22 protein-coding genes are annotated in these 25,021 nt (G+C 61.8%); 14 read left to right on the top strand and 8 right to left on the bottom strand.

The annotated features are described in order from the left end of the window. Positions 1-389 precede the first annotated feature (389 nt). Positions 390-1,769 (top strand): sodium-dependent transporter, encoded by a 1,380-nt coding sequence (locus tag ACQ4WP_RS26420; RefSeq protein ID WP_436525848.1) that lies wholly within the window; start codon positions 390-392, stop codon positions 1,767-1,769. Between the two features lie 12 nt (positions 1,770-1,781). Here the strand turns inward: ACQ4WP_RS26420 and ACQ4WP_RS26415 are convergent, their stop codons facing one another. From ACQ4WP_RS26415 to ACQ4WP_RS26385, 7 genes are all read right to left on the bottom strand, one after another. Further along, a complete protein-coding gene (locus ACQ4WP_RS26415) occupies positions 1,782-2,396 on the bottom strand; it encodes a M15 family metallopeptidase (RefSeq protein WP_436525846.1) in 615 nt (204 codons plus the stop codon). Next, positions 2,396-3,298 carry a LysR family transcriptional regulator gene (locus ACQ4WP_RS26410; RefSeq protein WP_436525844.1) on the bottom strand — a complete coding sequence of 301 codons (903 nt, stop codon included), beginning with the start codon at positions 3,296-3,298 and terminating at the stop codon, positions 2,396-2,398. Before ACQ4WP_RS26410 ends, ACQ4WP_RS26415 begins: the two co-directional genes overlap by 1 nt. An 83-nt stretch (positions 3,299-3,381) precedes the next feature. After that, positions 3,382-4,197 carry an N-acetylmuramoyl-L-alanine amidase gene (locus ACQ4WP_RS26405; RefSeq protein ID WP_436525842.1) on the bottom strand — a complete coding sequence of 272 codons (816 nt, stop codon included), beginning with the start codon at positions 4,195-4,197 and terminating at the stop codon, positions 3,382-3,384. 30 nt (positions 4,198-4,227) lie between these two features. Beyond that, positions 4,228-5,163, bottom strand: a complete 936-nt coding sequence (locus ACQ4WP_RS26400; protein WP_436525840.1) for a BadF/BadG/BcrA/BcrD ATPase family protein — start codon at positions 5,161-5,163, stop codon at positions 4,228-4,230. Between the two features lie 94 nt (positions 5,164-5,257). Continuing rightward, on the bottom strand, positions 5,258-6,919 hold the full coding sequence (locus tag ACQ4WP_RS26395) for a glycoside hydrolase family 10-like protein (RefSeq protein WP_436525838.1): 1,662 nt from the start codon (positions 6,917-6,919) through the stop codon (positions 5,258-5,260). Positions 6,920-7,010: 91 nt separating this feature from the next. Continuing rightward, entirely contained in the window at positions 7,011-8,309 is a 1,299-nt protein-coding gene (locus ACQ4WP_RS26390; protein WP_436525836.1) for an MFS transporter, read from the bottom strand. A 45-nt stretch (positions 8,310-8,354) separates the two neighbouring features. Further along, positions 8,355-9,236 carry an N-acetylmuramic acid 6-phosphate etherase gene (locus ACQ4WP_RS26385; RefSeq protein WP_436525834.1) on the bottom strand — a complete coding sequence of 294 codons (882 nt, stop codon included), beginning with the start codon at positions 9,234-9,236 and terminating at the stop codon, positions 8,355-8,357. A 187-nt stretch (positions 9,237-9,423) separates the two neighbouring features. On the opposite strand from ACQ4WP_RS26385, the gene ACQ4WP_RS26380 reads away from it, so the two are divergent. The 3 genes from ACQ4WP_RS26380 (at position 9,424) to ACQ4WP_RS26370 (ending at position 11,760) form a co-directional block, all read left to right on the top strand. Next, entirely contained in the window at positions 9,424-10,482 is a 1,059-nt protein-coding gene (locus ACQ4WP_RS26380) for a helix-turn-helix transcriptional regulator (protein ID WP_436525832.1), read from the top strand. Positions 10,483-10,624: 142 nt separating this feature from the next. Then, positions 10,625-11,461 (top strand): nuclear transport factor 2 family protein, encoded by an 837-nt coding sequence (locus ACQ4WP_RS26375; protein ID WP_436525830.1) that lies wholly within the window; start codon positions 10,625-10,627, stop codon positions 11,459-11,461. Further along, a complete protein-coding gene (locus ACQ4WP_RS26370) occupies positions 11,431-11,760 on the top strand; it encodes a type 1 glutamine amidotransferase family protein (RefSeq protein ID WP_436525828.1) in 330 nt (109 codons plus the stop codon). The genes ACQ4WP_RS26375 and ACQ4WP_RS26370 overlap by 31 nt, the downstream gene beginning before the upstream one ends. 2 nt (positions 11,761-11,762) lie before the next feature. Here the strand turns inward: ACQ4WP_RS26370 and ACQ4WP_RS26365 are convergent, their stop codons facing one another. Next, positions 11,763-12,503 carry a GntR family transcriptional regulator gene (locus ACQ4WP_RS26365; protein ID WP_219117757.1) on the bottom strand — a complete coding sequence of 247 codons (741 nt, stop codon included), beginning with the start codon at positions 12,501-12,503 and terminating at the stop codon, positions 11,763-11,765. 227 nt (positions 12,504-12,730) lie between these two features. On the opposite strand from ACQ4WP_RS26365, the gene ACQ4WP_RS26360 reads away from it, so the two are divergent. From ACQ4WP_RS26360 to ACQ4WP_RS26315, 10 genes are all read left to right on the top strand, one after another. Then, a complete protein-coding gene (locus tag ACQ4WP_RS26360; protein WP_436525826.1) occupies positions 12,731-14,086 on the top strand; it encodes a serine hydrolase domain-containing protein in 1,356 nt (451 codons plus the stop codon). 91 nt (positions 14,087-14,177) lie between these two features. Continuing rightward, positions 14,178-15,464, top strand: coding sequence for a D-amino acid dehydrogenase (locus tag ACQ4WP_RS26355; protein WP_436525824.1), 1,287 nt, complete (start codon positions 14,178-14,180; stop codon positions 15,462-15,464). A 90-nt stretch (positions 15,465-15,554) separates the two neighbouring features. Beyond that, on the top strand, positions 15,555-16,004 hold the full coding sequence (locus tag ACQ4WP_RS26350; RefSeq protein WP_436525822.1) for a YchJ family protein: 450 nt from the start codon (positions 15,555-15,557) through the stop codon (positions 16,002-16,004). 40 nt (positions 16,005-16,044) lie between these two features. Further along, positions 16,045-17,667, top strand: coding sequence for a carboxyl transferase domain-containing protein (locus ACQ4WP_RS26345; RefSeq protein WP_436525820.1), 1,623 nt, complete (start codon positions 16,045-16,047; stop codon positions 17,665-17,667). Positions 17,668-17,687: 20 nt separating this feature from the next. Further along, positions 17,688-18,476 carry an enoyl-CoA hydratase/isomerase family protein gene (locus tag ACQ4WP_RS26340; RefSeq protein WP_436525818.1) on the top strand — a complete coding sequence of 263 codons (789 nt, stop codon included), beginning with the start codon at positions 17,688-17,690 and terminating at the stop codon, positions 18,474-18,476. A 31-nt stretch (positions 18,477-18,507) separates the two neighbouring features. Then, entirely contained in the window at positions 18,508-19,848 is a 1,341-nt protein-coding gene (bioA, locus tag ACQ4WP_RS26335; RefSeq protein ID WP_436525816.1) for an adenosylmethionine--8-amino-7-oxononanoate transaminase, read from the top strand. 1 nt (position 19,849) lies between these two features. Further along, complete coding sequence (gene bioF, locus ACQ4WP_RS26330) at positions 19,850-21,046, top strand: 8-amino-7-oxononanoate synthase (RefSeq protein ID WP_436525814.1); 1,197 nt, start codon at positions 19,850-19,852, stop codon at positions 21,044-21,046. After that, positions 21,036-21,821 carry a dethiobiotin synthase gene (bioD, locus tag ACQ4WP_RS26325; protein ID WP_436525812.1) on the top strand — a complete coding sequence of 262 codons (786 nt, stop codon included), beginning with the start codon at positions 21,036-21,038 and terminating at the stop codon, positions 21,819-21,821. The genes bioF and bioD overlap by 11 nt, the downstream gene beginning before the upstream one ends. Positions 21,822-21,852: 31 nt before the next feature. Next, a complete protein-coding gene (bioB, locus tag ACQ4WP_RS26320; RefSeq protein WP_353659478.1) occupies positions 21,853-22,899 on the top strand; it encodes a biotin synthase BioB in 1,047 nt (348 codons plus the stop codon). A gap of 93 nt (positions 22,900-22,992) precedes the next feature. Beyond that, a complete protein-coding gene (locus ACQ4WP_RS26315) occupies positions 22,993-25,020 on the top strand; it encodes an acetyl/propionyl/methylcrotonyl-CoA carboxylase subunit alpha (RefSeq protein ID WP_436525810.1) in 2,028 nt (675 codons plus the stop codon). Position 25,021 lies beyond the last annotated feature (1 nt).

Raw genomic sequence — 25,021 nt, 5'->3', positions numbered from 1 at the left:
CATTATTTCTTGTGAACATTTGATATTTTAAGTTAGACGCCAATCCGAAGATTGACGCTGCACTTACATCAAATGCCCACACTTATCGACTGTTAATTGTTAAAGAACTGTATTCGGTTACTGCTTTCGCGCTATCGACAAAGCGTTGTGTTTGTCAGCTGCGAAGAAGGAAGAGTATGAAGCATTTTGCTACGTCCGTCAACTCCTTCTTTACTACTCATCGCCGTTTCCGGTGAGCCTCAACTGCCGCATTTGACTGCGTCTCATTGGGGAGGCGAACTATAGCAAAGCGCCCCTGTAGAAGCAAGGCTTTTCCGGGGCTTTTGCGGCCAACTGCTACAATTTCGCCCCCTCAGCGCAAATTCGCGTCCCACCATAGAAGATTCACCATGAAACAACAAGCTCAAGGATCAGGCCTGACCCTGAAACGAGCTGGCTTTACCACTGGCTTCGGCGTGCTCGCCGCCACCCTCGGTTCCGCAGTCGGTCTCGGCAATATCTGGAAGTTCCCCTACCTGACGGGCGCCAATGGCGGCGCCGGCTTCCTGCTCATCTATTTACTCGCCACCTTATTGGTAGGCCTGCCCGTGATGATCGCGGAAATCACTCTGGGACGCAGGGCCAAGGTCAACCCGATCTCGACCATGGAACAGCTGGCACCGAAGGGCAAACCCTGGTGGCTGGTTGGCGTGATCGGCATGATCGCCGCTTTCCTGATCGTCGCGTTTTATTCGGAAGTGGTGGGCTGGGTGTTTGCCTACATCGCCAAGGCCATCGATGGCTCCATCCTCAGCAGCGACAGGCAGGTGACGGAAGCGGCCTTCGCTTCGCTGATCAGCAATCCCCTGCAATCGCTGTTCTGGCAATGGGGCGTGCTGCTGTTTATCGGCGGCATATTGATGCTGGGCGTGACCAAGGGTATCGAGGCGATCGCCAAGAAACTCATGCCGCTGCTATTTCTGTTACTACTGCTGCTATGTGCGGTCAGCCTGTCGCTGGATAAGGCCAGCGAAGGCCTGGCCTTTTTGTTTCGTCCTGATTTTTCCAAGCTGACGGCTTCTGTCGTGTTGACGGCCATGGGCCTGGCCTTCTTCAAATTGTCTGTTGGCATGGGCACGATGATGACCTACGGCAGCTATTTCCGCGACGACCAGAATATCCCCGTCACCACCTTGCGCGTGATGGCGGCCGACCTCGGTGTATCGATGCTGGCCGGTATCGCCATCTTCCCCGCCGTGTTCACGTTTGGCTTCGCCCCCAGCGCGGGACCGTCGCTGGTGTTCATCACCATCCCTGCCGTGTTTTCGCAAATTCCCATGGGGCAAGCTCTGATGGTGGTGTTCTTCATCCTGGCCGCCGTGGCCGCCACGGGTGCGATGCTGTCGCTGATGGAAGTGCCCGTGGTGATTTTCCATGAGCGCTTCGGCTGGACGCGCACCAAAGCCACGCTCGTGACCATGCTGCTACTGGCCGTGCTCGGTTCCCTGTGCGCCCTGAGTAACAGCACTTTGGCAGACTTCAAGCTGTTTAATTTGAATATGTTTGATCTGTTCGACTTCGTCTCGTCGAATATCTTCCTGCCCGTGGGCGGCATCGCGATTGCCTTGTTTACAGGCTGGGCCTGGGGCAAGAACCACTTTATTGAGGCGATCAGCAATCACGGCCAGTTGCAGAACAGAGAACTGGCGCATGTGCTGCTGTTCCTGCTGCGCTTTGTCTCGCCCGTGCTGATCCTGATCGTGATGCTGAAAGGTTTGAAAGTCTTTTAACTAGCTCAGTAACTAAAGCACCCGGGTGTAGGTCTGGCGCACCAGCACCCGGTCGCCGCAATCGAAATGCCACCATTCGCTGTTGATGCCAAAGAAGCCCGCCTGGAACATGGCGTCGCGCAACAAGCGGCGGTGTTGCACTTGCTCCTCGGTAATCTCCCCCTTTTCCAGAAAAGACAGCTCCAGTGCCGGATGTGAGCGCTCACTTAAATCATCAAAGCCCGTGCCCATGTCCAGTTCCTGGCCGTCCGGGCCGACTATCGTGATGTCGAGCGCCATACCAAACGAGTGGATGGAGCCACGCGACGGTTCCGCGATGTAGCCGAGCAACTCCGTTCCCTGCAGCGCATCCCACAATTGCTGCTGCACCCGCTGCGGGCGCAGGGCGTCGAGCACCAATAAATGATGATCGGGGCGATGCGCGGCCAGCCAGGCCACGGCCTGTTCCAGGGCAGCGGCCGCATCGCGGTGCAGCCAGGCGCAATCGATGGGGCTGTATAAGTCGCGTCCGACGAAATTGTCGGGCGTGGCATAGCGCAAGTCGACGGCGATGCCGGCGATGCTGCTCAGGTGGCGAAATTGCGGATCGCTGCCGACCGCTTCCAATTGCAAACTTGCAACAGACATCAGACTCCTCTTTCCAGGCAGTTGCGCGCCGCCACGCCGATGCTGTCGGCCAGGCGCCGCGCGCCATGCGACAGCGGCGAGTGGCTCGCCGTCAATAAATACAGTTGGATCGGAATCGTGGGCGCCCAGGGACGGCGCTGCAACCGCTCGGGCGAGCCGGAGGCGGCCGTAAACGGGTCGACCACGGCCATGCCGGCGCCCGCTTCCACCAGGGAACGGGCAATTTGATAGGTTTGCACCACGGTGGAAAAGACAGGGTGGATATCCTGCGCCTCGCAGGCGGCAACCACCAGTTCGCCCAGCGGATCGTTGTCCGCATGGCCGATCAGCTCGCCGCTAAGGCCATGCGCCGTCAAGGGCGTGCCGCAATCGGCCGCATGCCAGGCGCCAGCCGGCGCAATCACCGTCATGACGCCGTGCGCGAGCGGTTCGGCCACGATGCCCGGATGGCGTGGGTCTTGCAGTGATACGGCCAGGTCCGCTTCGCCCAGGCGCAAGGTATTGACGATTTCGCCCGTGTGGTGGGTAGCGAGCTGGCAACGCGTGTGGGGAAAGTCGCGCCGCCACTCGGTCATGGCAAACGGCAAGACGCTGATGGCTATCGTCGGCGTGGAGACCAGGCGGATGGTTTCCACCGCATGGCCCTTCAGGCTGGCCGCCAGGCGGCGGATACCCAGCAAGTCGCGGTTGAGCTTTTCCGTCTCGACAAACAAACGGTGCGCCTCGGGCTTCGGGTACAGCTTGCCTCGTACACGCTCGAACAGCGGCATGCCCAGTTGCAATTCGCAATGCTGCAAGACCTTGGTCACGGCCGGCTGTGAGATATGCAGCACCTGGGCAGCGCCGCTGATGGTGCCAACTTGCATGATGGCGTGAAACACTTCGATATGACGCAGCCGCATGAGCTATTCCTTTACCTTGCTTTGGCCACCTGGGCCGTCAACGTTCAGCATATAAGAAAAAGTCATGGGCTGGAACGGCCATGCTACTTTGCTACAACAGCAGGTGTTGCAACCGCTGGGGCCGGCGTCGTCAGCACTTCCAGCAGGGCCGCCGTTTCACCATCGGGCGTGCCGTCAAACAATGTGTTGCGGTATTTCATCTGGAAGGCGATCAGCACATTGCGCGTCGCTTCATCGAAGATGCCCGTATTCGGCGTGGCATAGCCGTGCTGGGCCAGTTTTTTCTGGAACCAGACGGCGTCCGGCACTTGCTGGTCAAAAATGATTCGCTGCGTGGCCACGCGGTTCGCGTCCGGCCAGACGATCAGGCCCGCAGCGGCCAACTGGCGCCATGGAAACAGGGGACCCGGGTCCTGCTTGCGTTGCGGCGCGATCTCGTTGTGGCCCAGGATATTTTCCGGCGCGATGTTGTAACGTGCCTGGATATCTTTCAACAGCGGAATCAGCTCATCGATCTGCGCCTGCGGGAAGGGATACCACAGGCGGCCTTCCGGCGTGTCCTTGTAGCCAGGGTTGACGATCTCGATACCGATCGAGCTGACATTCAACTGTGTATAAGTCTTCCAGTTACTCACACCCGCGTGATTGGCCTGGCGCGATTCGTCGACCAGCACGTAAAACTTCGGCTTGTCCGTGTCGGTCAGCAAATAATGGCTACTGACCACTTGTTCCGTCAAGATCTTGATCGAACGGGGCAGGTCGCTGACCGTGTAATGGATGACGATGAATTTCACGCGCGGGCTCTGGCTGCGCGCCGTCAAGCTATGGTCGAGGTGCGGCGCGGGCGTGGTACAGGCGGAGAGCAGGGCCACCAGCAGGGCGAGGGCGATTTTTTTCATGAAAGATCCGTGTTCGGGTTAATAAATTGTTCAGTTCTTGCTAGCTGCCCTGGCCGCCACCTTGGCCGCTGCCTCATGTGAACGGGCAACTTTTTGCTCCATCATCAACGATACAGGCAAAGCGGCGCGCATGGCTGCCGCGATAGCCGGGTGCAATTGCGCAGCACGGCCCGCCAGCACCACGGGACGAGGGCCGTAGCGCGCCGTCAGTGCCAGCGCCAGGCGCGCCAGTTCCTGCCCCGCGCGCTGCAAGATGTCCAGCGCCAGCGGGTCGGCGTTCGCACTGGCGGCCACGGCCAGCGCCAGCCGGCCGATGGCGCCCCGGTCCTGGCCATACATGAAGGTGCGCGACAGCGACCAGTCGCTGCCGCCCAGTTGTGCAAACACGGCTTCGGCCATGGGCGAACTTTGCCAGCTGCCGGGTGCTTCGTCTTCGCGGCGCCAGATGTGGCGCAAGGCTTCGCGCGCGATCCAGTAGCCGCCGCCGCCATCGTCAAGCAGCACGCCGCGCCCGCCTGCGCGGTGAAAGCCGCCATCCGCATCGATCCAGGCGGCAATCGAGCCCGTGCCAGCGTAGACCAGATAACCTTCGCCCGGTTCAAAACTGTCGCGATAAGCAATGTCGATATCGTTGCCCACGCTAACGTCAGCGACGTCCAGCGCCAGCAGGGTGGCCAGCGTTTGCGCCAGCACAACATCGTCGCCGCCAAAGCCCGTCAAGCCCGCCACCACGGCACGCGGCTGACCGACAGCCAGCACGGCCTGGCACAGCCGGGCAAACGTGGCGTGCACAGCCGTGCGGCCCGCATCGCTGCTCATTTGCAAGGCAGACAAGCCTTCCACCGCACCGTCGGCCACGATGACGCCGTCAACGGTGGCCAATGCCCAGCGCGTCTGCGTGCCGCCCGCGTCGATGCCCAGGCCCAGCACGGGCACCGCAGTATTGAGCGTAGGGAAGGAAATCATGGCATGAGTGTAAAGCCAAGCTGGGCTTGCAGGCATGAAAGCTTGCGCATGTTTCATGCCTGCAGGTTATGGACTACTGGAGATCCGGCAACAATTACTTGGCAGCGGCCGTAAACGGTGCACGCACGGTGACGCGGGGGCTTTCATTGCCGAGGCGGTCCACGGCGCTGACCACCACCGCATTGACTTTACCGGTGGCATCATCGACCAGGGTCAGCTCGCCCTGCACGCCTGTAACCACGGTAAAGCGCCAGTCTTCCCCATAGCGGGCCCAGACGGCGTACTGGGCCACGGGTTTGCCGCCGCCCGCCGTCAGTTTCACATTCAGGCTGCTGGAGTCGCGGCGCATGGCCAGTACCGGCGTACCGGGCGCTTCCTTGCCCAGCCACGGCGTGGCAGGAATCAGGGCAGGGCTTTGATACACGGTCGCCTTGAGTTGCTCGCTGACACCCTTGCGGTTCTGCATCAGGGGCACCATGCTGAAATGCACTTGTCCATTCGCGCCGGGGCGCGTGCGCGTCACTTCGATCTGCTTGATGATCTCTTGCGGCGTGAAGGACTTGGCGGAATTGTCGATCCGGCTCGTATATAAACCCGGCCACACATGGCGGCCATACGGATTTTGCGCCAGCCAGTAGTCGAGCAGCACGCCAAACGCTTGCGGCGCCTGCGCCACGGGCCAGTACAGCTGCGGCGACAGGTAGTCGAGCCAGCCCTTGGCCAGCCACAGTTCCGCATCCGCATACAATTTATCGTACTGGCTGAAGCCGACGATGCCGGCAGGGCGGCGGTCGGGACGGCCGATACCGAACGGGCTGATGCCGAAGCGCACCCAGCTCTTTTCGCGGTGTATGCCTGTATACAAGGCTTCGATCAGCTGGTTGACGTTCTGGCGGCGCCAGGAAGGGCGATCCAGCTGGCCACCGGCCAGCAGATATTGCTGCCAGGAAGGTTCATCGGGGAACGGCAGTTCGCGCTTGGCACCGCCATTGCCCGCGTCCAGCGCGGCTGTTTCGGCACCGGCGCCGGCGCCAGGCGCGTCGATCGGATACGGATAAAAGTAATCGTCGATGTGCACGCCATCGATATCGTAACGGCGCACCACGTCGAGCACCACGTCCGTCGTGTGCTTGGAAGCGGCGGCGTCGCCCGGATCCATCCACAGGTAGCGCCCGTATTGCTTGACGGACGCCGGGTTGGTGGAAGCGAAACTGTCGCGCGCCAGCGGCGACTTGGCCGTCGCGTGACGGGCCCTGTAAGGGTTGAACCAGGCGTGCAATTCCAGGCCCCGTGCATGCGCCTGCGCCACCCAGAAGGCCAGCGGGTCATACATCGGCAATGGCGGCTGGCCTTGCTTGCCGGTCAGGTACTCCGACCATGGCTCCAGCTGCGATGGGTAAATCGTATCGGCGCTGGGCCGCACCTGCAACACAATCGCGTTCAAATTCAAGGACTTGGCGCGGTCGAGGATGGCGATGGCCTCGGCTTGCTGCTTGGCGACAGGCAAGTTGCTGCGGCTGGGCCAGTCGATATTGGCGACCGTCGAGACCCAGGCGGCGCGGAACTCGCGCGGCGCCGGCGGCGGCACTTCGCCCGTGATGTGCTGCACGGGCGGCACGGCCGGCAAACCCGCTTCGCCCGGCATCACTGCGGAGGGCAGTTTGGTGCTGGTACAGCTGCTGAGCAATGTGGCTGTAGCCAGTGCGGCCAGCACGCCAGCCGTGGCGCCCAGGCGTTTTTTGAAAGTAGACAACAAAACAATTCCTTGCAGTGGTGGAGCGCAGGTCTATCGGTGCGGGCATTTTACTGTGCGCCCGCCATCCTTGCGGGCGCACGGTTCAAAAGAATCAGGCCTCGGCCTTCTTGCCGAATTCGGGATCGATCTTGACCAGCGCGGCCATGATGAAGGCGGGAATCGTGGCGATGCAGACCCAGATGAAGAAATGCTGGTAGCCGAGCATTTGCTGTATCCAGCCGCTGGCCATGCCCGGCAACATCATGCCCAGGGCCATGAAACCCGTGCAAATGGCGTAATGGGCCGTTTTATGCGCGCCATCGGAGACCAGGATCATGTACAACATGTAGGAAGCGAAACCGAAGCCATAGCCAAATTGCTCCAGGGCGATGCCACCGGCGATCACATAGATGCTGCTGGGCAAGGCGCTGGCCAGATAAACAAAGACCAGGTCGGGCAAGTGGACGGACAGTACCATGATCCACAAACAGCGTTTCAAGCCGAAGCGGGAAATGATGAAGCCTCCCAGCAAGCCGCCCAGGGTCAGGGCGATCACGCCGATGGTGCCGTAGACGAGGCCCACCTGTTCCGTGCTGAGGCCCAGGCCACCCTTGGCGACCGGATCGAGCAGGAAGGGTGCGGCCAACTTCAACAGTTGCGCTTCGCCGAGGCGGAACAGCAGCAAAAACCCGAGGATGACGAAAATATCCTTCTTCTTGAAGAAGGCCGCAAAGGTGGCGATGAATTCCTGCAACGGAGAAACACCGGCGCCCTGGATGCTGGGGCGGTCATCCTTGGGTGTCGGTAAAACGAAGTAATGATACAGGAAGAGGGCGATGAACAGACCCGCCAAAATCGCAAACACGACGGACCAGGCCAGTTGCACATTGCCCGTCGCATGCGTCAAATAGCCGGCAAGAAACACCAGGCCGCCCTGGCCGGCGATCATCGCCAGGCGGTAAAACGTGCTGCGCACGCCGACGAAGGCCGCTTGCTGGTGCTCTTCCAGCCCCAGCATATAAAAGCCGTCGGCGGCAATGTCATGCGTGGCGGAACTGAAGGCCATCAACCAGAAGATGGCCAGACTGATCTGAAAAAAGTGCGGCAGCGATGTCGTCAGGGCCACCAGCGCCAGCGCGGCGCCGATCACCAGCTGCAAGCCGACGATCCAGAAGCGCTTGGTGCGGTACATGTCGATGAAGGGCGACCACAGGGGCTTGATGACCCAAGGCAAGTACAGCCAGCTGGTATACAGCGCGATATCCGTATTGCTGAAACCATAGTTCTTGTACATGATCACGGACAAGGTCATGACCACTACATAGGGGATGCCCTGGCCGAAATACAGGGAAGGGATCCACAGCCACGGCTTATCTGCGCGCGCCGGGCCGGTTTGTTTCACTAGCTCCATACATCCTTCTTTGTCTCCCAGACAGAAGAATGCCGCGCCATCGGATCAAGCCGCCAGTGCCGCCCGCACACTGCCGTCCGCGCCGGCCAACAATGCCTGTGCCTGGTTTGTGTTGATTTTTTTGATCAAGGCAACTATCGCCACCTTGACGTGAAATTGGCATTGCTCGAGCACGGTCCTGGCCTGCGCCTCGCTGGCGCCGGTGGCATGCATGGTCAGACGCACCGCCCGCCAGATCAGCTTGGCGTTGGTCGGCTTCAAGTCTACCATCAAGTTTCCGTAAGTTTTATGCAAACCCACCATCAGGGCGCTGGAAATCGTGTTCAGGGTGATTTTTTGCGCCGTGCCCGCTTTCAGGCGCGTGCTGCCGGAAATGACTTCCGTGCCCGTATCGAGCACGATGCCGCATTGCGCCTCGTGCGCTACGGGGGCATCGACATTGTTGGCGATGCCTATCGTCAAGGCGCCCGCCTTGCGCGCGGCCAGCAAGGCGCCCAGCACGTAGGGCGTGGCGCCAGACGCGGCCAGCAGGATCACCACATCATTTACTTGCGGCTGCAGGGCCAGCAAATCCTTCTCGCCTTGCGATAAATCATCTTCCGCCCCTTCGACGGCCGCAAACATGGCGCCCGCGCCGCCGGCCAGGATAGCGACTGCCCGCTCGGGCGGCCAGGAAAACGTGGGATTGAGTTCAACGCTGTCGAGCACGCCAAGGCGGCCCGAGGTGCCGGCGCCCACATACAGCAGGCGTCCTCCAGCGGCGATACGGGGCAGGGCAGCCGTGATGGCGGCCGCGATCTGCGGCGACGCCAGCCGCACGGCTTCGACAGCCCAGAACTGGTCATCGACCAGTGCCGCCACCAGTTGCTCCACCGGATACAGATCCAGATCCGGATGCCGCCGGCTCGGGGTTTCAGTTTTCAACATGATTTCAGAACATGGTTGAAGGTGAAACCAGTTTAATACCGATGTGCAAGATCAGCCATGAAAGCTTGGCGTGCAGGCATAACGGCAGCTTATGGCTAGTGCAGGAAGGTGGTGTGCTACTTGTACTTCGATACGTTCCCGTTTGTGTCTATACTTTAGCTCGACGCCAACATCAACGACACGCCCCATGATCGCTCGCCAATTGCTGTTCCTGTTTAGCGCCCTTGGCGCCATCAACGGCATTTTCCTGGCCGTCTATTTTTTCAGCCGTCGGCCTCGCTGCCTCGCCGACTGTATGCTCGGTGCATTGCTGCTTGCCGTTGGGGTGCGCACCGCCAAATCCGCCTTCCTCTACTTCAACCCTGCCATCGCAATCGAATTCCGCCAGCTGGGCCTGTCGGCCTGCCTGCTGGTCGGTCCCTTGACCTATCTCTATGTGCGCTCTTTCCTGGCCGGGCTCGCGCAACTGCCGGCCGGCCAACAATGGCGCTGGCATCTCGGCTTGTCCTTCCTGCTGATAGTCATTGGCGTTGCCTTTCCGTATTCCGCGTATCGTCCTGCGTGGGACCTGTCGAGCCATGCCATTCATGTGTTCTGGCTATGCTACCTGCTGGCGACCGCCAAGTTGCTCTGGCAAAGCCGCCATGCATGGCTGAACGACGGACAGCGGATGGCCACCAGCAGCGTGCTCCTGCTGAGCGTCTTTGCAGGCAGCTGTGTCATGCTGGCGGCGTACGCGAGCACGCCGTTCACGTCCTATATTGTCGGCGCCTTGTCGTTCACCTTCTCGCTGCATGTCGCGGTCATGGTCTTTCTGCTGAGAAAGGAAACCTCGACGCCTGCCGATCCGAAGCAGAAGTACCAAAATAGCCGCTTGACGCACGAAGATGCGCTTGCCGTGCTCGCTGCGCTGGAACAACAGATGAGCGGGCAGAAATCCTATCTGAATCCGAACCTCACCCTGGCCCAACTGGCCAAGCGGGCGGGATGCACCCAGGCGCTGGTATCGCAGGTGCTGAATGACAAGCTGAGCAAAAGCTTCAATACCTACATCAACGAATACCGTATCGCCGAAGCGAAACAGGTATTGACCGACGAGCCGCAACTGAACATGGATACCGTTGCCGAGCGCTGCGGATTCAATTCCAGTTCCACCTTCTACTCGACCTTCAAGAAAGTTGCTGGGCAGACGCCCGCCAGCTTCCGGGCCCAATCTGGCCAGGCAGCCAAGGCCATTTCCGCGTAAAACCTCTCCGGAATCGCTATTCCGGAGTCTGAAATCATGTTTGGCGACATCAATTCCCCTGCATTTCGATAACTTATCGACCAGCAACGATCTGAAATAGTCGTTGCTCCGATAAACGCAGTTCTTCATTGAGGGTAAAGTCATGATTCAGTTTTTATTGCGAACGGTACTCGCCTGTTGCTTGCTAAGCATCGCCGCCGTCGGCACCGCCGCAACTGCAGACCAGGACGAAAATGCCATCCGGGAGACCGTGCGCTTGTATCTGCATGGCACCAGCTTCAACGTACAGGACGAGATCAACCAGGCCTTCCATGCCACCGCCCGCCTTTACCTCGACGGCAAAAACGATGCGGAATGGGAGTTGAGCGGTCCGGAATACGCAAAACTCTTTTCCCAAGAGAAAATAGGGCAATTCAATGGGCGTCACGGGCGACTGATCAAGGTGGATGTGAGCGGCAAGGTGGCCACCGCCAAGGCCGAGATCCACCTTCCCCAGCAAGGGGTCCGCTATGTGGATGTATTTCTGTTGAAAAAGATCGCCGGCAACTGGAAGATCGTCAGCAAATCCGCCCATCGCGAGCCAGCAGCCGCGCGCCATGCACGCAAGGTGCTGCTGGTCGTGTCGAATGTGCATCAATATCCCGGCACAAAAATTAACGCAGGCAATAATTTTCCCGAGCTGGCCTATACCTATGATGCATTTCGCAAAGCAGGGTACGCGGTCGACTTCGTCAGTCCCGAGGGTGGCGCCATTCCTTTGGAAATGATCGTCACGTCGGACGAGCTGCTCAAAAAGCATCTGTACGACAGTGATTTCATGTGGGCACTGGCCCATACCAAGCCCGTCTCCGAGGTCAAGGCAGACGAGTATGCGGGCATGGCTTTTGTCGGCGGCGGCGCGGTCACATCGTCGGCATCCCGGAAAACAAGCCGCTCCAGGACATCGCCTTGCGTATCTACGAACAACAAGGCGGGGTGATCGCGGCAATCTGCCATGGCACCGAGGGCATCAAGAACCTGAAGCTCAGTGACGGTACTTTCCTGATCCAGGGCAAGGTGCTCACCTCCTTCCCCGATGCGTTTCTCAACAAGGAATCGCCGATATACAAGGCCTATCCCTTTTCGGCAGAAGCCAGCATCAAGCGCCATGGCGGCATATTCAGGCACGGCGCCAACGGCAAGAGTCACGTCGAGGTCGATGGCCGGCTAGTGACCGGCATGAGCTGGGAGTCGTCCGTCGGCGTGGCGGAATCCATGATGCGCCTGTTCGAGCAGTAGATTTATGGAGCGCGACGCATTTCCGCCACAAAATCATAATGATCGCTGCGGCAATACGAATGCGTGAGTTCCACCGCTTCGCCCGACTCCAGATAGGCGATGCGCGTGATGAACAGCACGGCCTGGCCATCGGGGATGCCCAGCTGCTTGGCCAGCACGTCCGTCGCATTCATGGCACGGATGTGTTGCAAGGCGCGCACGGGGGCCTTCTTGATGCTGCTCAAGTATTCATACAGCGAATCGCCCATGGCAGCCGGCTCTGGCACCACGCTAAAGGGCAGCACGCTCACTTCATACGCCATCACCACGTCGTCGGCCAGGCGCAAGCGCTCCAGACGCGCCACTTTTGTGTTCTGCGCCAGGCCCAGGCTCAGTTGTTCATCGCTGCTGGCGATGACGACTTCGCGCTTGAGCCAGCGCGAACCGGGACGGTAGCCGCGCTGCTGCAGCTGCTCGGAAAAGCTCGACAGGTTCGACAGCGGCTGCTCGATGCGTGGCGCAATATAGTTGCCCGAACCACGGCGGCGCACGACGAGGCCTTGCTCGACGAGCTGGTCGATGGCCTTGCGGGCAGTCACGCGCGATACGTCGAGCAGTTCGGACAGGGTACGTTCAGATGGCAGGGCCTGGTCTACCTGGTAGCGGCCGTTGCGTACGTCATCGCTCAGCTTGCGGGCGATCTGCATATATAAAGGCGAATTGTCATTTAAATCGACCTTGAGTTCTACGCTGGTCTGGCTCATACAGTTCTCCTTGTCCTCCTAGTGTAATAGCGATGGCGCTTGCGCGTAGCCCGTCCGCCCATGAATAAATGGAAAATAGCTATAAATAACGGTTATACACTTAAAAAAACAATGTTTTACCGTACGTATAGCTTTGCATTATAGATAAATAAGCAATTTTCATTAGCGTAGTAAACCATCCCACCCTATGCTGGCAAGGCGTCCATCCACCATGACACAGGAAAAGCATGATCAACAAAATGACTGGATTGCTGGGCTTGCTGCTGCTGGGCACGACCTGGACCGCACTGGCCGCCCCGCCCGGCAGCGGTACTGAGCAGCTCATGCAACACGACCAGCAGCGCGCGCTCGATGCGGCCCTGTCGGCCATCGTCGATGATCCGCTCCATCCGCTGGCGAGCCTGTCCGTGCTGGCCATTCGCCAGGGCAAGGTGTCGTATCAGCAGCAATTTGGCTACCGGCACATCGGCGTTACGCCAGCGGACAGCTTGCCCGTGACGCCGGCCACCCTGTTTCGCATCGCCTCCGTATCGAAGATGATGACCACCCTGGGTCTGATGCGGCTGGTGGAGCAGGGCAAGCTGAGCCTGGATCAGGACGTGGGCATCTATCTGGGCTTTTCCCTGCGCAACCCGCACTTTCCCCAGCAAGCCGTGACCCTGCGCAGCTTGCTCAGCCACACGTCCTCGCTGCGCGACGCTGGCGGCTACGCATGGGGACCAGAACGCAGCCTGCGCGACGTGTTTACCGCTGGGGGCGACAGCATGTGGGATCGTGCCGCAGCGCCGGGCCGCTATTTTACGTATGCCAACCTGAACTGGGGCGTGATCGGCACCGTGATGGAAAAAGTCACGGGCGAGCGCTTCGATCTGCTGATGCGGCGTTTGCTGCTCGACCCCCTCGATGTGCGCGGCGGCTACAATCCGGCGGCATTTTCCACGGACGAGGTGGTGAACACGGCCACCTTGTACCGCAAGCGCACGCTCGACACGGAACAGTGGCGACCAGCCGGCCCCTGGATCGCCCAGGCCGACGATTTTTACAAGCATCCACCCGCCGTGCCCGCTGGCCTGGCCAACTATGTGATCGGCAGCAACGCCACCGTCTTCAGTCCCACGGGCGGCTTGCGCATTTCCGCCGCAGGCCTCTGCACGGTCATGCAGATGCTGCTCGACGGTGGCCGCCACCAGGGCAAACAACTATTGCAGCCGGCCAGCCTCGCGCTGATGTTTGGCCGCCAATGGCAGCTGGCGCCCGATGGCGACATTGGCGGCAATGGCGACAGCGAACGGGGCCTGTACCGCGCCTGGGGCCTGGGCAACCAGCAATTCGATGCGCTGGCGGGGCAGGGCAACGGCCTGGTCGAGGGCGCCAGTTTTCATGCGGTCGGCCACCTGGGCGACGCGTATGGCCTCGTCTCCGCCTTCGTGCTCGATTTGAAGAACAAGAATGGCATGGTGGTGCTGGTGGGCGGCACGGGCAGCGATCCCGAGCGCTATCCTGGCACCTATTCCGCCATGGGGCGCAGCGAGGAATTGATACTCACCACCTTATACCGTGGTGCGATTGGCAATAATGAATAATTCGCACAAAAATAGTGCATTCCTGAAAGTTATGGCTGCACCATGATGTTTCATTGGCTCCCTGAACGGCCAGCCTCTAAGCTCTTCCCGAATGCTCCCGCACCATGGGAGCGCAACGCAGCGAGGCAACATGCAGCAACAAGTCATCATCATCGGCGGCGGCGTCGTCGGCCTGACATCGGCCTGGTGGCTGGCCGAGGCCGGCTACAAGGTCACTTTACTCGAACGCAATGAACAGGTGGCGATCGCCGCCAGTTACCGCAATGGCGGCCAGCTCAGCTATCGCTATGTAGCGCCCCTGGCGGACGCGGGCGTCCCCTTCAAAGCCCTGCAATGGCTGCTGCAGAAAGATGGCCCGTTGCGCTTCCGTCCCGAAGCGGACTGGCGCCAATGGCGCTGGATGGCCAGTTTCTTGCGCAATTGCAACAGCGCCAGCAATGCCCGCACGACAGCCAAGCTGCTGCAATTGGGAGAATGGAGCCGCGCCGGCATGGCGCAGCTGGAACTGAGCGTGCCGCCCGAAGCGTATGCCTGGCGCGATGCGGGCAAGCTCATCGTCTACCGTTCGCCGGCCATCTTTCAGCGGGCCGTGGCCCGGCCCGAGTCGGAAGAGGCGCGCATTGTCCTGTCCCCCGCAGAAGCGGTGCGGCGCGAACCGGCGCTGGCCGCCCTGCAGGGTTCACTGGCGGGCGGCATCTTCACGCAAGGCGAAGCGGTGGCCGATTGCCACGCCTTTTGCCTGGCGCTGGAAGCGCGCTTGCTGCAGCACCCGAATTGTTCGCTGATATTAAAAGGCGAGGCGCGCCGCCTGGTCATGCGCAATGGCAAGATCGCGGGCGTCGACACCAGCCTGGGCTTGCTGGAAGCGGATCACTACGTGCTGGCAGCCGGCATCCAGAGCCGCGACCTGGCCGCCACGGCGGGCATCTACCTGCCCCTGTACCCCTTGAAAGGCTACAGCCTGACGGCGCCCATCCGCGCGCAAGACCGTGCGCCCGAGATCAGCATCACGGATTTCGAACGCAAGGTGCTGTATGCGCGCATCGGTGGCGACTTGCGCGTGGCGGCCATGGTCGACATGGTGGGCGCCGACAACAGCATCGACTGGAACCGCATCGCCGGCCTGACGCGCCTGGCGCGCGAAGCCATGCCGCACGGCGCCGATTACGACCAGGCCACGGCCTGGGCCGGCCTGCGCCCCGCCACGCCGAACAGCGCGCCGCTGGTGGGCACCAGCAAAGTTGGCAATCTGTGGCTCAACGTGGGCCATGGCCCGCTGGGTTTTACCTTCGCCGCCGGCACGGCGCGCATTCTGGCCGATCTCATGGCCGGCAAGGCGCCGCCGTTTGCGCTGGACTTCCTCAGTCCTCGAAAATAAGCAGACCAGCGGCGGCGACCGATGCCGCCGTTATGGCGGATAATTGCGGAACTTTCCTGTTCCCTCTTTTCCGTTCCTTATTGCCAGCGCATGCCCACACCTTCGACATCTGCCGCCTGCCCCTGTGGCGGCGCCTCCTACGCCAGCTGCTGCGGCCCGTATATCGCGGGCACTGCCTTGCCGCCCACGGCCGAAGCGCTGATGCGCTCGCGCTATACGGCATTTACCTTGCGCGATGAGCCCTATCTGCGCACTACCTGGCACGCCAGCACCCGCCCCGGCGACGCTTTATTCGCGGAAGAAGAAAAAGTCCACTGGCTGGGACTTGAGGTAAAATCTGCTTTACGTTTACGTCAACGTAAAGCAGAATCAGCAGATCAAGCTGAAGAGATACACCGCGACAGCGTGGAATTCGTGGCCCGCTACAAGGTCAACGGCCGCGCGCACCGCCTGCATGAAGTGAGCCGCTTCGTGCGCGAGGCGCAAGAGGGCGGTGGTGCCCTGCGCTGGTTTTATCTCGACGGCAGTTTTCCCGAATAGCGCGACCCGAGATACCGGGCGATCATAAAAAGGAACCGCAATGCCGCACATCGAAAGCAAACTCAATCCGCGCAGTGAAGATTTCAAGGCCAATGCCGCGGCCATGCAAGCCATCGTCGACGATTTGCGCGACAAGGTCGAGAAAATCGCGGCCGGCGGCGGCGAAGCGGCGGCCGCCAAGCATCTGGCGCGCGGAAAACTGCTGCCGCGCGACCGCGTGCAGATGCTGCTCGATCCCGGCACGCCCTTCCTCGAGTTTTCCCAGATGGCGGCCTACGCCATGTACCAGGACGCCAAGGGCGTCGATGCGGCGCCTAGCGCCGGCATCATCACCGGCATCGGCCGCGTCTCGGGCCAGGAATGCGTCATCGTCTGCAACGACGCCACCGTCAAGGGCGGCACGTATTACCCGATGACGGTCAAAAAGCACTTGCGCGCCCAGGAAATCGCCGACCAGAACAATCTGCCCTGCATCTACCTGGTCGACTCGGGCGGCGCCAACCTGCCGAACCAGGACGACGTCTTCCCCGACCGCGACCATTTCGGCCGCATCTTCTATAACCAGGCGAACCTGTCAGCCAAGGGCATCCCGCAAATCGCCGTGGTGATGGGTTCTTGCACGGCGGGCGGCGCCTACGTGCCAGCCATGAGCGATGAATCGATCATCGTCAAGGAGCAGGGCACGATTTTCCTCGGCGGCCCGCCACTGGTGAAAGCGGCGACGGGTGAAGTGGTAACGGCCGAAGACCTGGGCGGCGGCGACGTGCATACGCGTTTGTCCGGCGTGGTCGACCATCTGGCGCAGAACGACTTGCACGCGCTGTCGCTGGCGCGCACCATCGTCTCGAACCTGAACCGCACGAAGCCGCAGCAGATGGCCTTGCGTGAATCCGTCGAGCCGAAATACCCGACGCAGGAACTGTATGGCGTGATCCCCGTCGACACGCGCAAGCCCTTCGACGTGAGGGAGGTGATCGCGCGCATCGTCGACGGCAGCGATTTCGACGAATTCAAGGCCCGCTACGGCACCACCCTGATCTGCGGTTTTGCGCACATCTATGGCGTCAAGGTGGGCATCATCGCCAACAACGGCATTCTGTTCTCCGAATCGGCCCTGAAAGGCACGCATTTCATCGAATTGTGCTGCCAGCGCAAGATCCCGCTCGTCTTCCTGCAAAACATCACGGGCTTCATGGTGGGGCGCAAATACGAAAACGAGGGCATCGCCCGCAATGGCGCCAAGATGGTCACGGCCGTCGCCACGGCCGCCGTGCCGAAGTTCACGGTGATCATCGGCGGCAGCTTCGGCGCCGGCAATTACGGCATGTGCGGCCGCGCGTTTTCTCCCCGCTTCATGTGGATGTGGCCCAATGCGCGCATTTCCGTCATGGGCGGCGACCAGGCGGCCTCCGTGCTGGCCACCGTCAAGCGCGACGGCATCGAAGGCAAGGGCGGCGCATGGAGCGCGGAAGAAGAAGCCGCCTTCAAGCAGCCGATCAAGGATCAATACGAACACCAGGGCCACCCATACTATGCCACCGCGCGCCTGTGGGACGATGGCGTGATCGACCCGGCCGACACCCGCATGGTGCTGGGCCTGGGCCTGTCGGCCGCCTTGAACGCGGAAATCCCGGACACGAAGTTCGGCGTATTTCGTATGTAACCGGCAATAAGGGAGAAACCATGGAATTTGAAACCTTAAAGCTGGTCATCGAGGGCAATGTCGCCACCGTGACCCTGAACCGCCCCGACGTGCGCAACGCCTTCAACGAAACGACGATCGCCGAACTGGCGCGCGCTTTCGACGGCCTGGGGCGCAGCGAGATGGTGCGCGCCATCGTGCTGGCGGCGAATGGCGCCGCCTTTTGCGCCGGCGCGGACTTGAACTGGATGAAGAAGATGGCAGGCTACACGCATGCCGAAAACCAGGCCGACGCGCTGCAGCTGGCGCAGATGCTGCGCACGATTTACCTGTGTCCCAAGCCCGTGGTGGCAAAGATCCAGGGCGACTGCTATGCGGGCGGCATGGGTCTGGTCGCCGCATGCGATATCATTCTGGTTGCGGAAGACGTGCATTTCTGCCTGAGCGAAGTGCGGCTGGGACTGATCCCGGCCACTATTTCACCGTATGTCATCAAGGCCATGGGCGAAAACGCGGCACGCCGCTATTTCCTGACCGCCGAGCGATTCTCCGCCCAGGAAGCGCTACGCATCGGCTTTGCCCACGAGGTAGTCGCAGCAAGCGCACTGGACGCGAAAACCGCCGAGGTGCTGAAAGCGTTGACGGGCAACAGCCCGCACGCCGTGGCGCAAGCGAAAACGCTGGTGCGCGAGATCGCCGGCCAGCCGGTCGACGACGCGCTGCTGGCGGACACGGCCGAGCGCATCGCGCAGATCCGCGCCTCGGAGCAGGGACGCGAAGGCGTGCAATCGTTCCTCGACAAGCGCAAGCCGAGTTGGCTCATGGGCTAGCGCATGGACTAAGAAAATCATTGGAGCAGTTTTGAAAGCAGAAAAACAATCGGGCTGGGTCGAACGCAGTCTGCGCAGCGTGTGGCACCCTTGCACGCAAATGCAGCATCACGCATCGGCTAACGACGCGGTTCCGCTCATCCCCGTCAGCCACGGCCGCGGCGCCTGGCTGTATGACCACGAAGGCCGACGCTACCTGGACGCCATCAGCTCCTGGTGGGTGAACCTGTTCGGCCATGCCAATCCGCGCATCAATGCGGAACTGAAGGATCAACTGGACCGGCTGGAACATGCCATGCTGGCCGGTTTCACGCATGAACCGGTGATCGAACTGTCGGAAAAACTCTCCGCCTTGACGGGCGGCGTGCTCGGTCACAGCTTTTACGCCTCCGACGGCGCCTCGGCCGTGGAAATCGCCCTGAAAATGAGCTTTCACGCGTGGCGCAACAGCGGCAAGAGCGAGAAACAGGAATTCGTCTGTTTAAAAGGCAGCTACCACGGCGAAACCATCGGCGCGCTGGCCGTCACCGATGTCGCCCTGTTCAAGGATGCCTACGGCCCCTTGCTGCGTGCGTCAACGACGGTGATGTCGCCCGACTTCCGCCAGGCAGTCGAAGGCGAATCGGCGCAAGACGTGGCGCGCCGCGCCGCCGCCGACGTGGAACGCCTGTTCCAGGAAAAATCGGACAAAATCGCCGCCATCATCATCGAGCCGCTGGTGCAGTGCGCCAGCGGCATGGCCATGCACGACCCCTTGTACCTGTCGCTGGTGCGCGCCCTGTGCGACCGCTATCAAGTCCACCTGATCCTTGATGAAATCGCCGTCGGTTGCGGCCGCACGGGCACTTTCTTCGCCTGCGAACAGGCCGGCATCTGGCCGGACTTCGTCTGCCTGTCGAAAGGCATCAGCGGCGGCTACCTGCCTTTATCGCTGGTGATGACGCGCGAAGACATCTACCAGGCGTTCTACAGCACCGACGTGCGGCGCGGCTTTTTGCATTCGCACTCGTATACGGGCAACCCGCTGGCCTGCCGCGCGGCACTGGCGACCCTGTCGATTTTCGAGGAAGACGATGTGCTGGTGGCCAACCGGGAGCGCGCCGCCAAGATCACGCACGCCCTGGCGCCGCTGGCGCAGCATGAAAAAGTAAAACACTTCCGCCAGCAGGGCATGATCTGGGCCTTTGACGCCATCGATGCGGCGCCCGATTTTTCGCGCCGCTTCTTCAGCACGGCGCTGGAACATGAACTGCTGATGCGCCCCATCGGTTCGACCGTCTACCTGATGCCGCCGTACATCCTCGACGACGCAGAAATCGCGGGCCTGGGCCAGCAAACGCTGGCCGTCTTCAACAAAGTGATCGGAGCCTGAGATGGAGCTGATCACGCGATTACAACAGCAGTTGCAGGGGCTGGAAGAGCGCAGCCTGATCCGCCGCCGCCGCACCGTCGACACGCCCTGCGCGCCGCGCCTGACGGTGGACGGACGCGACATGCTGGCCTTTTGCAGCAATGACTACCTGGGCCTGGCGTCGCATCCGCGCATCGTGGACGCGCTGAAAGAGGGCGCCGACCTGTATGGCGCCGGCAGCGGCGCTTCGCACCTGATCAGTGGCCATAGCCGCGCCCACGCACAGCTGGAAGAGCGCCTGGCCGCTTTCGTGGGCGCCAACCTGGAACAGGCGCGCGCTCTGTATTTCTGCACCGGCTACATGGCTAATTTAGCTGTGCTGACCGCCCTGGCGGCGGGCGATGCGCAGGCCGAGATTTTTTCGGAAGCGCTGAACCATGCCTCGCTGATCGACGGCACGCGCCTGGCCCGTGTGAAAACGCGCGTGTATCCGCATGCGGACCTGGACGCGCTGGCGGCCCTGCTGACGGCCAGCACGGCAACAACCAAGATCGTCGTCACCGACAGCATCTTCAGCATGGACGGTGACCTGGCGCCGCTGCCCGCGCTGCTGGCCCTGTGCGAGCAGCACGGCGCCTGGCTGGTGGTCGACGACGCGCACGGCTTCGGCGCGCTGGGCGACAACGGCCGCGGCGCGCTGGAACACTTCGGCCTGCAGTCGCCGCACCTGGTGTATGTGGGAACGCTGGGCAAATCGGCCGGCGTGGGCGGCGCCTTTGTTTGCGCGCATGAGGCCGTGATCGAAACCCTGATCCAGAAGGCGCGTCCGTACATCTTCACCACGGCGGCCGCGCCCGCGCTGGCGCATGCGCTGCTGGCCAGCCTGGACATCATCGCCGGTGATGAAGGAAAACAACGTCGGGGGCACCTGGCGGCGCTGGTGGCGCAATGGAACGAGGGCTTGCAGCTGCAACGCTGGCAAGCCTTGCCGTCAATGAGCGCCATCCAGCCCGTCATCATCGGCGAAAACGCGGAAATGATGGGCATCGCCGCCCAACTGTACCAGCAGGGGCTGTGGGTCGGCGCGATCCGCCCGCCTACCGTGCCTGCAGGTACGGCGCGCCTGCGCGTGACCCTGTCAGCCGGCCACACGGCGCAGGAAGTCGCGCAATTGATCAACGCAGTCAACACCCTGGAAAGGACTCGCCATGAGCCTTGATGATCCTGTCCTGGCAGAAGTGACCGCAGTACCGGCCGTACGGCCGGCACCCGCTGCCACCGGCCTGCCATCGCGCTTTGCCTGTTTCGTCACCGGTACCGACACGGAAATCGGCAAGACCCTGACGTCGTCGGCCCTGCTGCACGCGCTGGTCGCGCGCGGCGTGCGCGCCTGCGGCATGAAGCCCGTGGCCGCCGGCGCCGAGATGCGCGACGGCGAACTGCATAATGATGACGCCGACAGCCTGATCGCCGCCGGCAACGTCACCATGCTGCGCAACCTGACCACGCCCTACATGCTGAAGGAGCCGGCCGCACCGCACATCGCCGCCGCTCTCGAAGGCGTGTGTATCGAATCGGTGCCGATTCTGGCCGCCTACCTGGAAATCGCCGCCGCCTCGGACGCCGTCGTGGTCGAAGGCGTGGGCGGTTTCCGCGTGCCGCTGTCGCCCGGTTTCGACTCGGCCGACCTGGCGCAGCAGCTCGATTTGCCGGTGATCCTGGTGGTCGGCATGCGCCTCGGTTGCATCAGCCAGGCCTTGCTGACGCTGGAAGCCATCGAAGCGCGCGGCCTGACCGTGGTCGGCTGGGTCGCCAACACCCTGGAAGTGGAAATGCGCTTCCTCGACGAAAACATCGATGCACTGATCGAGCGCATCCCGGCGCCGCTGCTGGGCAAGGTGCCGCGCCTGGCGCAACCGGGCGCAGAAGCGGCGGCGGCGTATCTCGATTTCACCGGCTTGCCCAACTGGCCGGCGCAACATCCAAACACTTAATGTATCTAAAAAATAGAAGCGAAGGAATCACATGTCTCACGTCCAAGAAGCAGCAAAAACCGTCGAACTGCACCGCCCTGCGGCGCGCATCACCGTGCCGGAAGCGGCCACCTGGCCCGTCGCCGATGTGCTGGCCCTGTTCGACCTGCCATTCAATGACCTGATGTTCAAGGCCCAGCAAACCCACCGCATCAACTTCCCCGATGGCGACGTGGAACTGGCGACCCTGTTGTCGATCAAGACGGGCGGCTGCGAGGAAGACTGCGGCTACTGCCCGCAGGCGGCCCGCTACGACACGGGAGTGGAAGCGAAAAAAATCCTCGACATCGACACGGTGCTCGACGCGGCCCGCCAGGCGAAAGCCAACGGCGCCACGCGCTTTTGCATGGGCGCCGCCTGGCGCAGCCCGAAAGAGCGCGACATGGAAAAAGTCGAAGAGATGGTGACCAAGGTCAAGGCGCTGGGCCTGGAAACCTGCGCTACTTTGGGCATGCTGGAAGAAGGCCAGGCAGACCGCCTGAAAAACGCGGGCCTCGACTTCTATAACCATAACCTGGACACGGCGCCCGAGTTCTACGACAACGTCATCTCCACGCGCGAATACCAGGACCGCCTCGATACCCTGGGCCGCGTGCGCGAAGCAGGCTTGAAAGTGTGCTGCGGCGGCATCGTCGGCATGGGTGAAACGCGTCTGCAACGCGCCGGCCTGATCGCCCAGCTGGCCAATTTGAATCCGTATCCGGAATCGGTGCCCGTCAACCACCTGGTGCAGGTGGAAGGCACGCCTTTGTATGGCCTGGAAGCGCTCGACCCGTTCGAATTCGTGCGCACGATCGCCGTGGCCCGCATCACCATGCCAAAAGCGCGCGTGCGTTTGTCGGCGGGCCGGCGCCAGATGGGCGAAGCCGTACAAGCCATGTGTTTCCTGGCTGGCGCCAATTCCATCTTTTACGGCGACAAGCTGCTCACCACCGACAACCCGGAAGCGGAAGACGACCGCACCCTGCTGGGTAAGCTGGGCCTGCAGACGCGCGGCGCCATGCTGGACTCGGTGCAGAAAGAGAAGTGCGGCTGCTGATCCAGCCCCGGGATGCGCCCCGCCAGGGCGCATCCCCTCCCAGCGACACCTCAGATAAAAAACTTCCAGCCACGAGCTGCAAAGAGAGAGACCATGTTCACTAAAATCCTGATCGCCAACCGCGGCGAAATCGCTTGCCGTGTCGCCGCTACCGCGCGCCGCATGGGCATCCAGACCGTCGCCGTGTATTCCGAAGCGGACGCCAACGCCAAGCACGTCGCCGTGTGCGACGAAGCCGCCTTGATCGGCCCCGCGCCGGCCAAGGAAAGCTATCTGTGCGGCGACAAGATCATCGCCGTGGCGCTGGCCACGGGTGCGCAGGCGATCCACCCCGGCTATGGCTTTTTGTCCGAGAACGCGGATTTCGCCGACGCCTGCCACGCGGCAGGACTCGTCTTCATCGGCCCGCCGGCATCCGCCATGCGCGCCATGGGTTCCAAATCGGCCGCCAAGTCGCTGATGGAAAAGGCGAATGTACCGCTGGTGCCCGGCTACCATGGTGACGAACAGGATGCGGACTTTTTGCACGGCCAAGCCGACAAGATCGGCTACCCCGTCCTGCTGAAGGCGTCCGCTGGCGGCGGCGGCAAGGGTATGCGCGTCATCGAGCACTCCGCCGATTTCAAGGCCGCGCTGGCCTCGTGCAAGCGCGAAGCGGTCAGCTCTTTCGGCGACGACAAGGTGCTGGCCGAAAAATACCTGTCGCGCCCGCGGCATATCGAAATCCAGGTGTTTGCCGACACCCTCGGCAACTGCATCTATCTGTTCGAGCGCGATTGCTCGGTGCAGCGCCGTCACCAGAAGGTGCTGGAAGAAGCGCCGGCGCCGGGCATGCCGTTTGACCGCCGCGCGGCCATGGGCGAAGCGGCCGTTGCCGCTGCCAAGGCTGTCGGCTATGTGGGTGCGGGCACGGTGGAATTCATCGCCAACCAGGATGGCTCGTTCTACTTCATGGAGATGAACACGCGCTTGCAGGTGGAGCACCCGGTGACGGAAATGATCACCGGCACCGACCTGGTGGAATGGCAGTTGCGCGTCGCCTTTGGCGAGCCGCTGCCGAAAAAACAGAGCGAACTGACGATACACGGCCACGCCATCGAGGCGCGCATTTATGCGGAAAATCCGGAAAAGGGCTTCCTGCCATCGATCGGCACCCTGCGCCACATGCAGTCGCCTTCCGCCGTGACGTTCGAGCTGGGTGGCACGCTGGTTCCGGCCGCCGTACGCATCGATTCGGGCGTGCGCGAGGGCGATGCGATTTCGCCATTCTACGACCCGATGATTGCCAAGCTGATCGTCTGGGGCGCGGACCGCCGCGAGGCGCTGGCGCGCATGGCGCAGGCGCTGGCCGAATACCAGATCGTGGGCCTGGCCAGCAATATCGCCTTTTTGAAACGCCTGGTCGAAGGCCATGCATTTGCCAGCGCGGACCTCGATACGGGTTTGATCGAGCGCAATCAAGACACGCTGTTCCCCGCCCTGCAGGCAGCGCCCGACACGGCCCTGGCGCTGGCGTCCGTCGCCTTGCTGCTGGAAGAAAAAGCGGCTGCGGAAACGCAGTCGACGCACCGCGCCGACCCGTGGGGCAATGCACTGGGCTGGCGTTTGAACAGCACCCTGGGACGCAGCCTGTCGTTTGCCGACGACTTCGCGCTGGCCGGCGACAGCAAGGCTTACGTAACACGCGTCGCCTACCAGACGGATGGCTGGCTGTTCAACGGCCAGCCCCTGACCTTGACGGCGCGCAAAGGCAACGAGCTGCACATCAAGCTCGGTGAGCGTGCCGTGCACGGCACGGTGCTGCGCGACGGCGAGCAGTTCCACGTGTTCACCAATGGCTTGCACACCACCTTGCATTACAGCGATCCGATGGCGCATGCGGGCGAAGTGGAAGCGGAAGGCGGGCGCCTGACGGCACCGATGCCGGGCAAGGTCGTCGCCGTGCTGGTGAACAAGGGCCAGGATGTCAAAAAGGGCGAGCCTTTGGTCATCATGGAAGCGATGAAGATGGAGCACACCATCGCCGCGCCGCACGACGGCCTGGTGGAAGACGTGCTGTACGCCGTCGGCGACCAGGTGGCCGATGGCGCGCCGCTGCTGGCCTTCAAGGCCGCCGCATAGA

Source organism: Janthinobacterium lyxosi (assembly GCF_051380665.1).
Lineage (GTDB): Bacteria > Pseudomonadota > Gammaproteobacteria > Burkholderiales > Burkholderiaceae_D > Janthinobacterium.
Note: the sequence above shows the minus strand (reverse complement) of the source record. Positions and strands in the feature narration are given on the sequence as shown.

Bases quoted from the DNA above. Each gene is read 5' to 3' on its own strand.
- ACQ4WP_RS26420 (WP_436525848.1), top strand. From the start codon at position 390: ATGAAACAACAAGCTCAAGGATCAGGCCTGACCCTGAAACGAGCTGGC.
- ACQ4WP_RS26415 (WP_436525846.1), bottom strand. From the start codon at position 2,396: ATGTCTGTTGCAAGTTTGCAATTGGAAGCGGTCGGCAGCGATCCGCAA.
- ACQ4WP_RS26410 (WP_436525844.1), bottom strand. From the start codon at position 3,298: ATGCGGCTGCGTCATATCGAAGTGTTTCACGCCATCATGCAAGTTGGC.
- ACQ4WP_RS26405 (WP_436525842.1), bottom strand. From the start codon at position 4,197: ATGAAAAAAATCGCCCTCGCCCTGCTGGTGGCCCTGCTCTCCGCCTGT.
- ACQ4WP_RS26400 (WP_436525840.1), bottom strand. From the start codon at position 5,163: ATGATTTCCTTCCCTACGCTCAATACTGCGGTGCCCGTGCTGGGCCTG.
- ACQ4WP_RS26390 (WP_436525836.1), bottom strand. From the start codon at position 8,309: ATGGAGCTAGTGAAACAAACCGGCCCGGCGCGCGCAGATAAGCCGTGG.
- ACQ4WP_RS26385 (WP_436525834.1), bottom strand. From the start codon at position 9,236: ATGTTGAAAACTGAAACCCCGAGCCGGCGGCATCCGGATCTGGATCTG.
- ACQ4WP_RS26380 (WP_436525832.1), top strand. From the start codon at position 9,424: ATGATCGCTCGCCAATTGCTGTTCCTGTTTAGCGCCCTTGGCGCCATC.
- ACQ4WP_RS26375 (WP_436525830.1), top strand. From the start codon at position 10,625: ATGATTCAGTTTTTATTGCGAACGGTACTCGCCTGTTGCTTGCTAAGC.
- ACQ4WP_RS26365 (WP_219117757.1), bottom strand. From the start codon at position 12,503: ATGAGCCAGACCAGCGTAGAACTCAAGGTCGATTTAAATGACAATTCG.
- ACQ4WP_RS26360 (WP_436525826.1), top strand. From the start codon at position 12,731: ATGATCAACAAAATGACTGGATTGCTGGGCTTGCTGCTGCTGGGCACG.
- ACQ4WP_RS26355 (WP_436525824.1), top strand. From the start codon at position 14,178: ATGCTCCCGCACCATGGGAGCGCAACGCAGCGAGGCAACATGCAGCAA.
- ACQ4WP_RS26350 (WP_436525822.1), top strand. From the start codon at position 15,555: ATGCCCACACCTTCGACATCTGCCGCCTGCCCCTGTGGCGGCGCCTCC.
- ACQ4WP_RS26345 (WP_436525820.1), top strand. From the start codon at position 16,045: ATGCCGCACATCGAAAGCAAACTCAATCCGCGCAGTGAAGATTTCAAG.
- ACQ4WP_RS26340 (WP_436525818.1), top strand. From the start codon at position 17,688: ATGGAATTTGAAACCTTAAAGCTGGTCATCGAGGGCAATGTCGCCACC.
- bioF (WP_436525814.1), top strand. From the start codon at position 19,850: ATGGAGCTGATCACGCGATTACAACAGCAGTTGCAGGGGCTGGAAGAG.
- bioD (WP_436525812.1), top strand. From the start codon at position 21,036: ATGAGCCTTGATGATCCTGTCCTGGCAGAAGTGACCGCAGTACCGGCC.
- bioB (WP_353659478.1), top strand. From the start codon at position 21,853: ATGTCTCACGTCCAAGAAGCAGCAAAAACCGTCGAACTGCACCGCCCT.
- ACQ4WP_RS26315 (WP_436525810.1), top strand. From the start codon at position 22,993: ATGTTCACTAAAATCCTGATCGCCAACCGCGGCGAAATCGCTTGCCGT.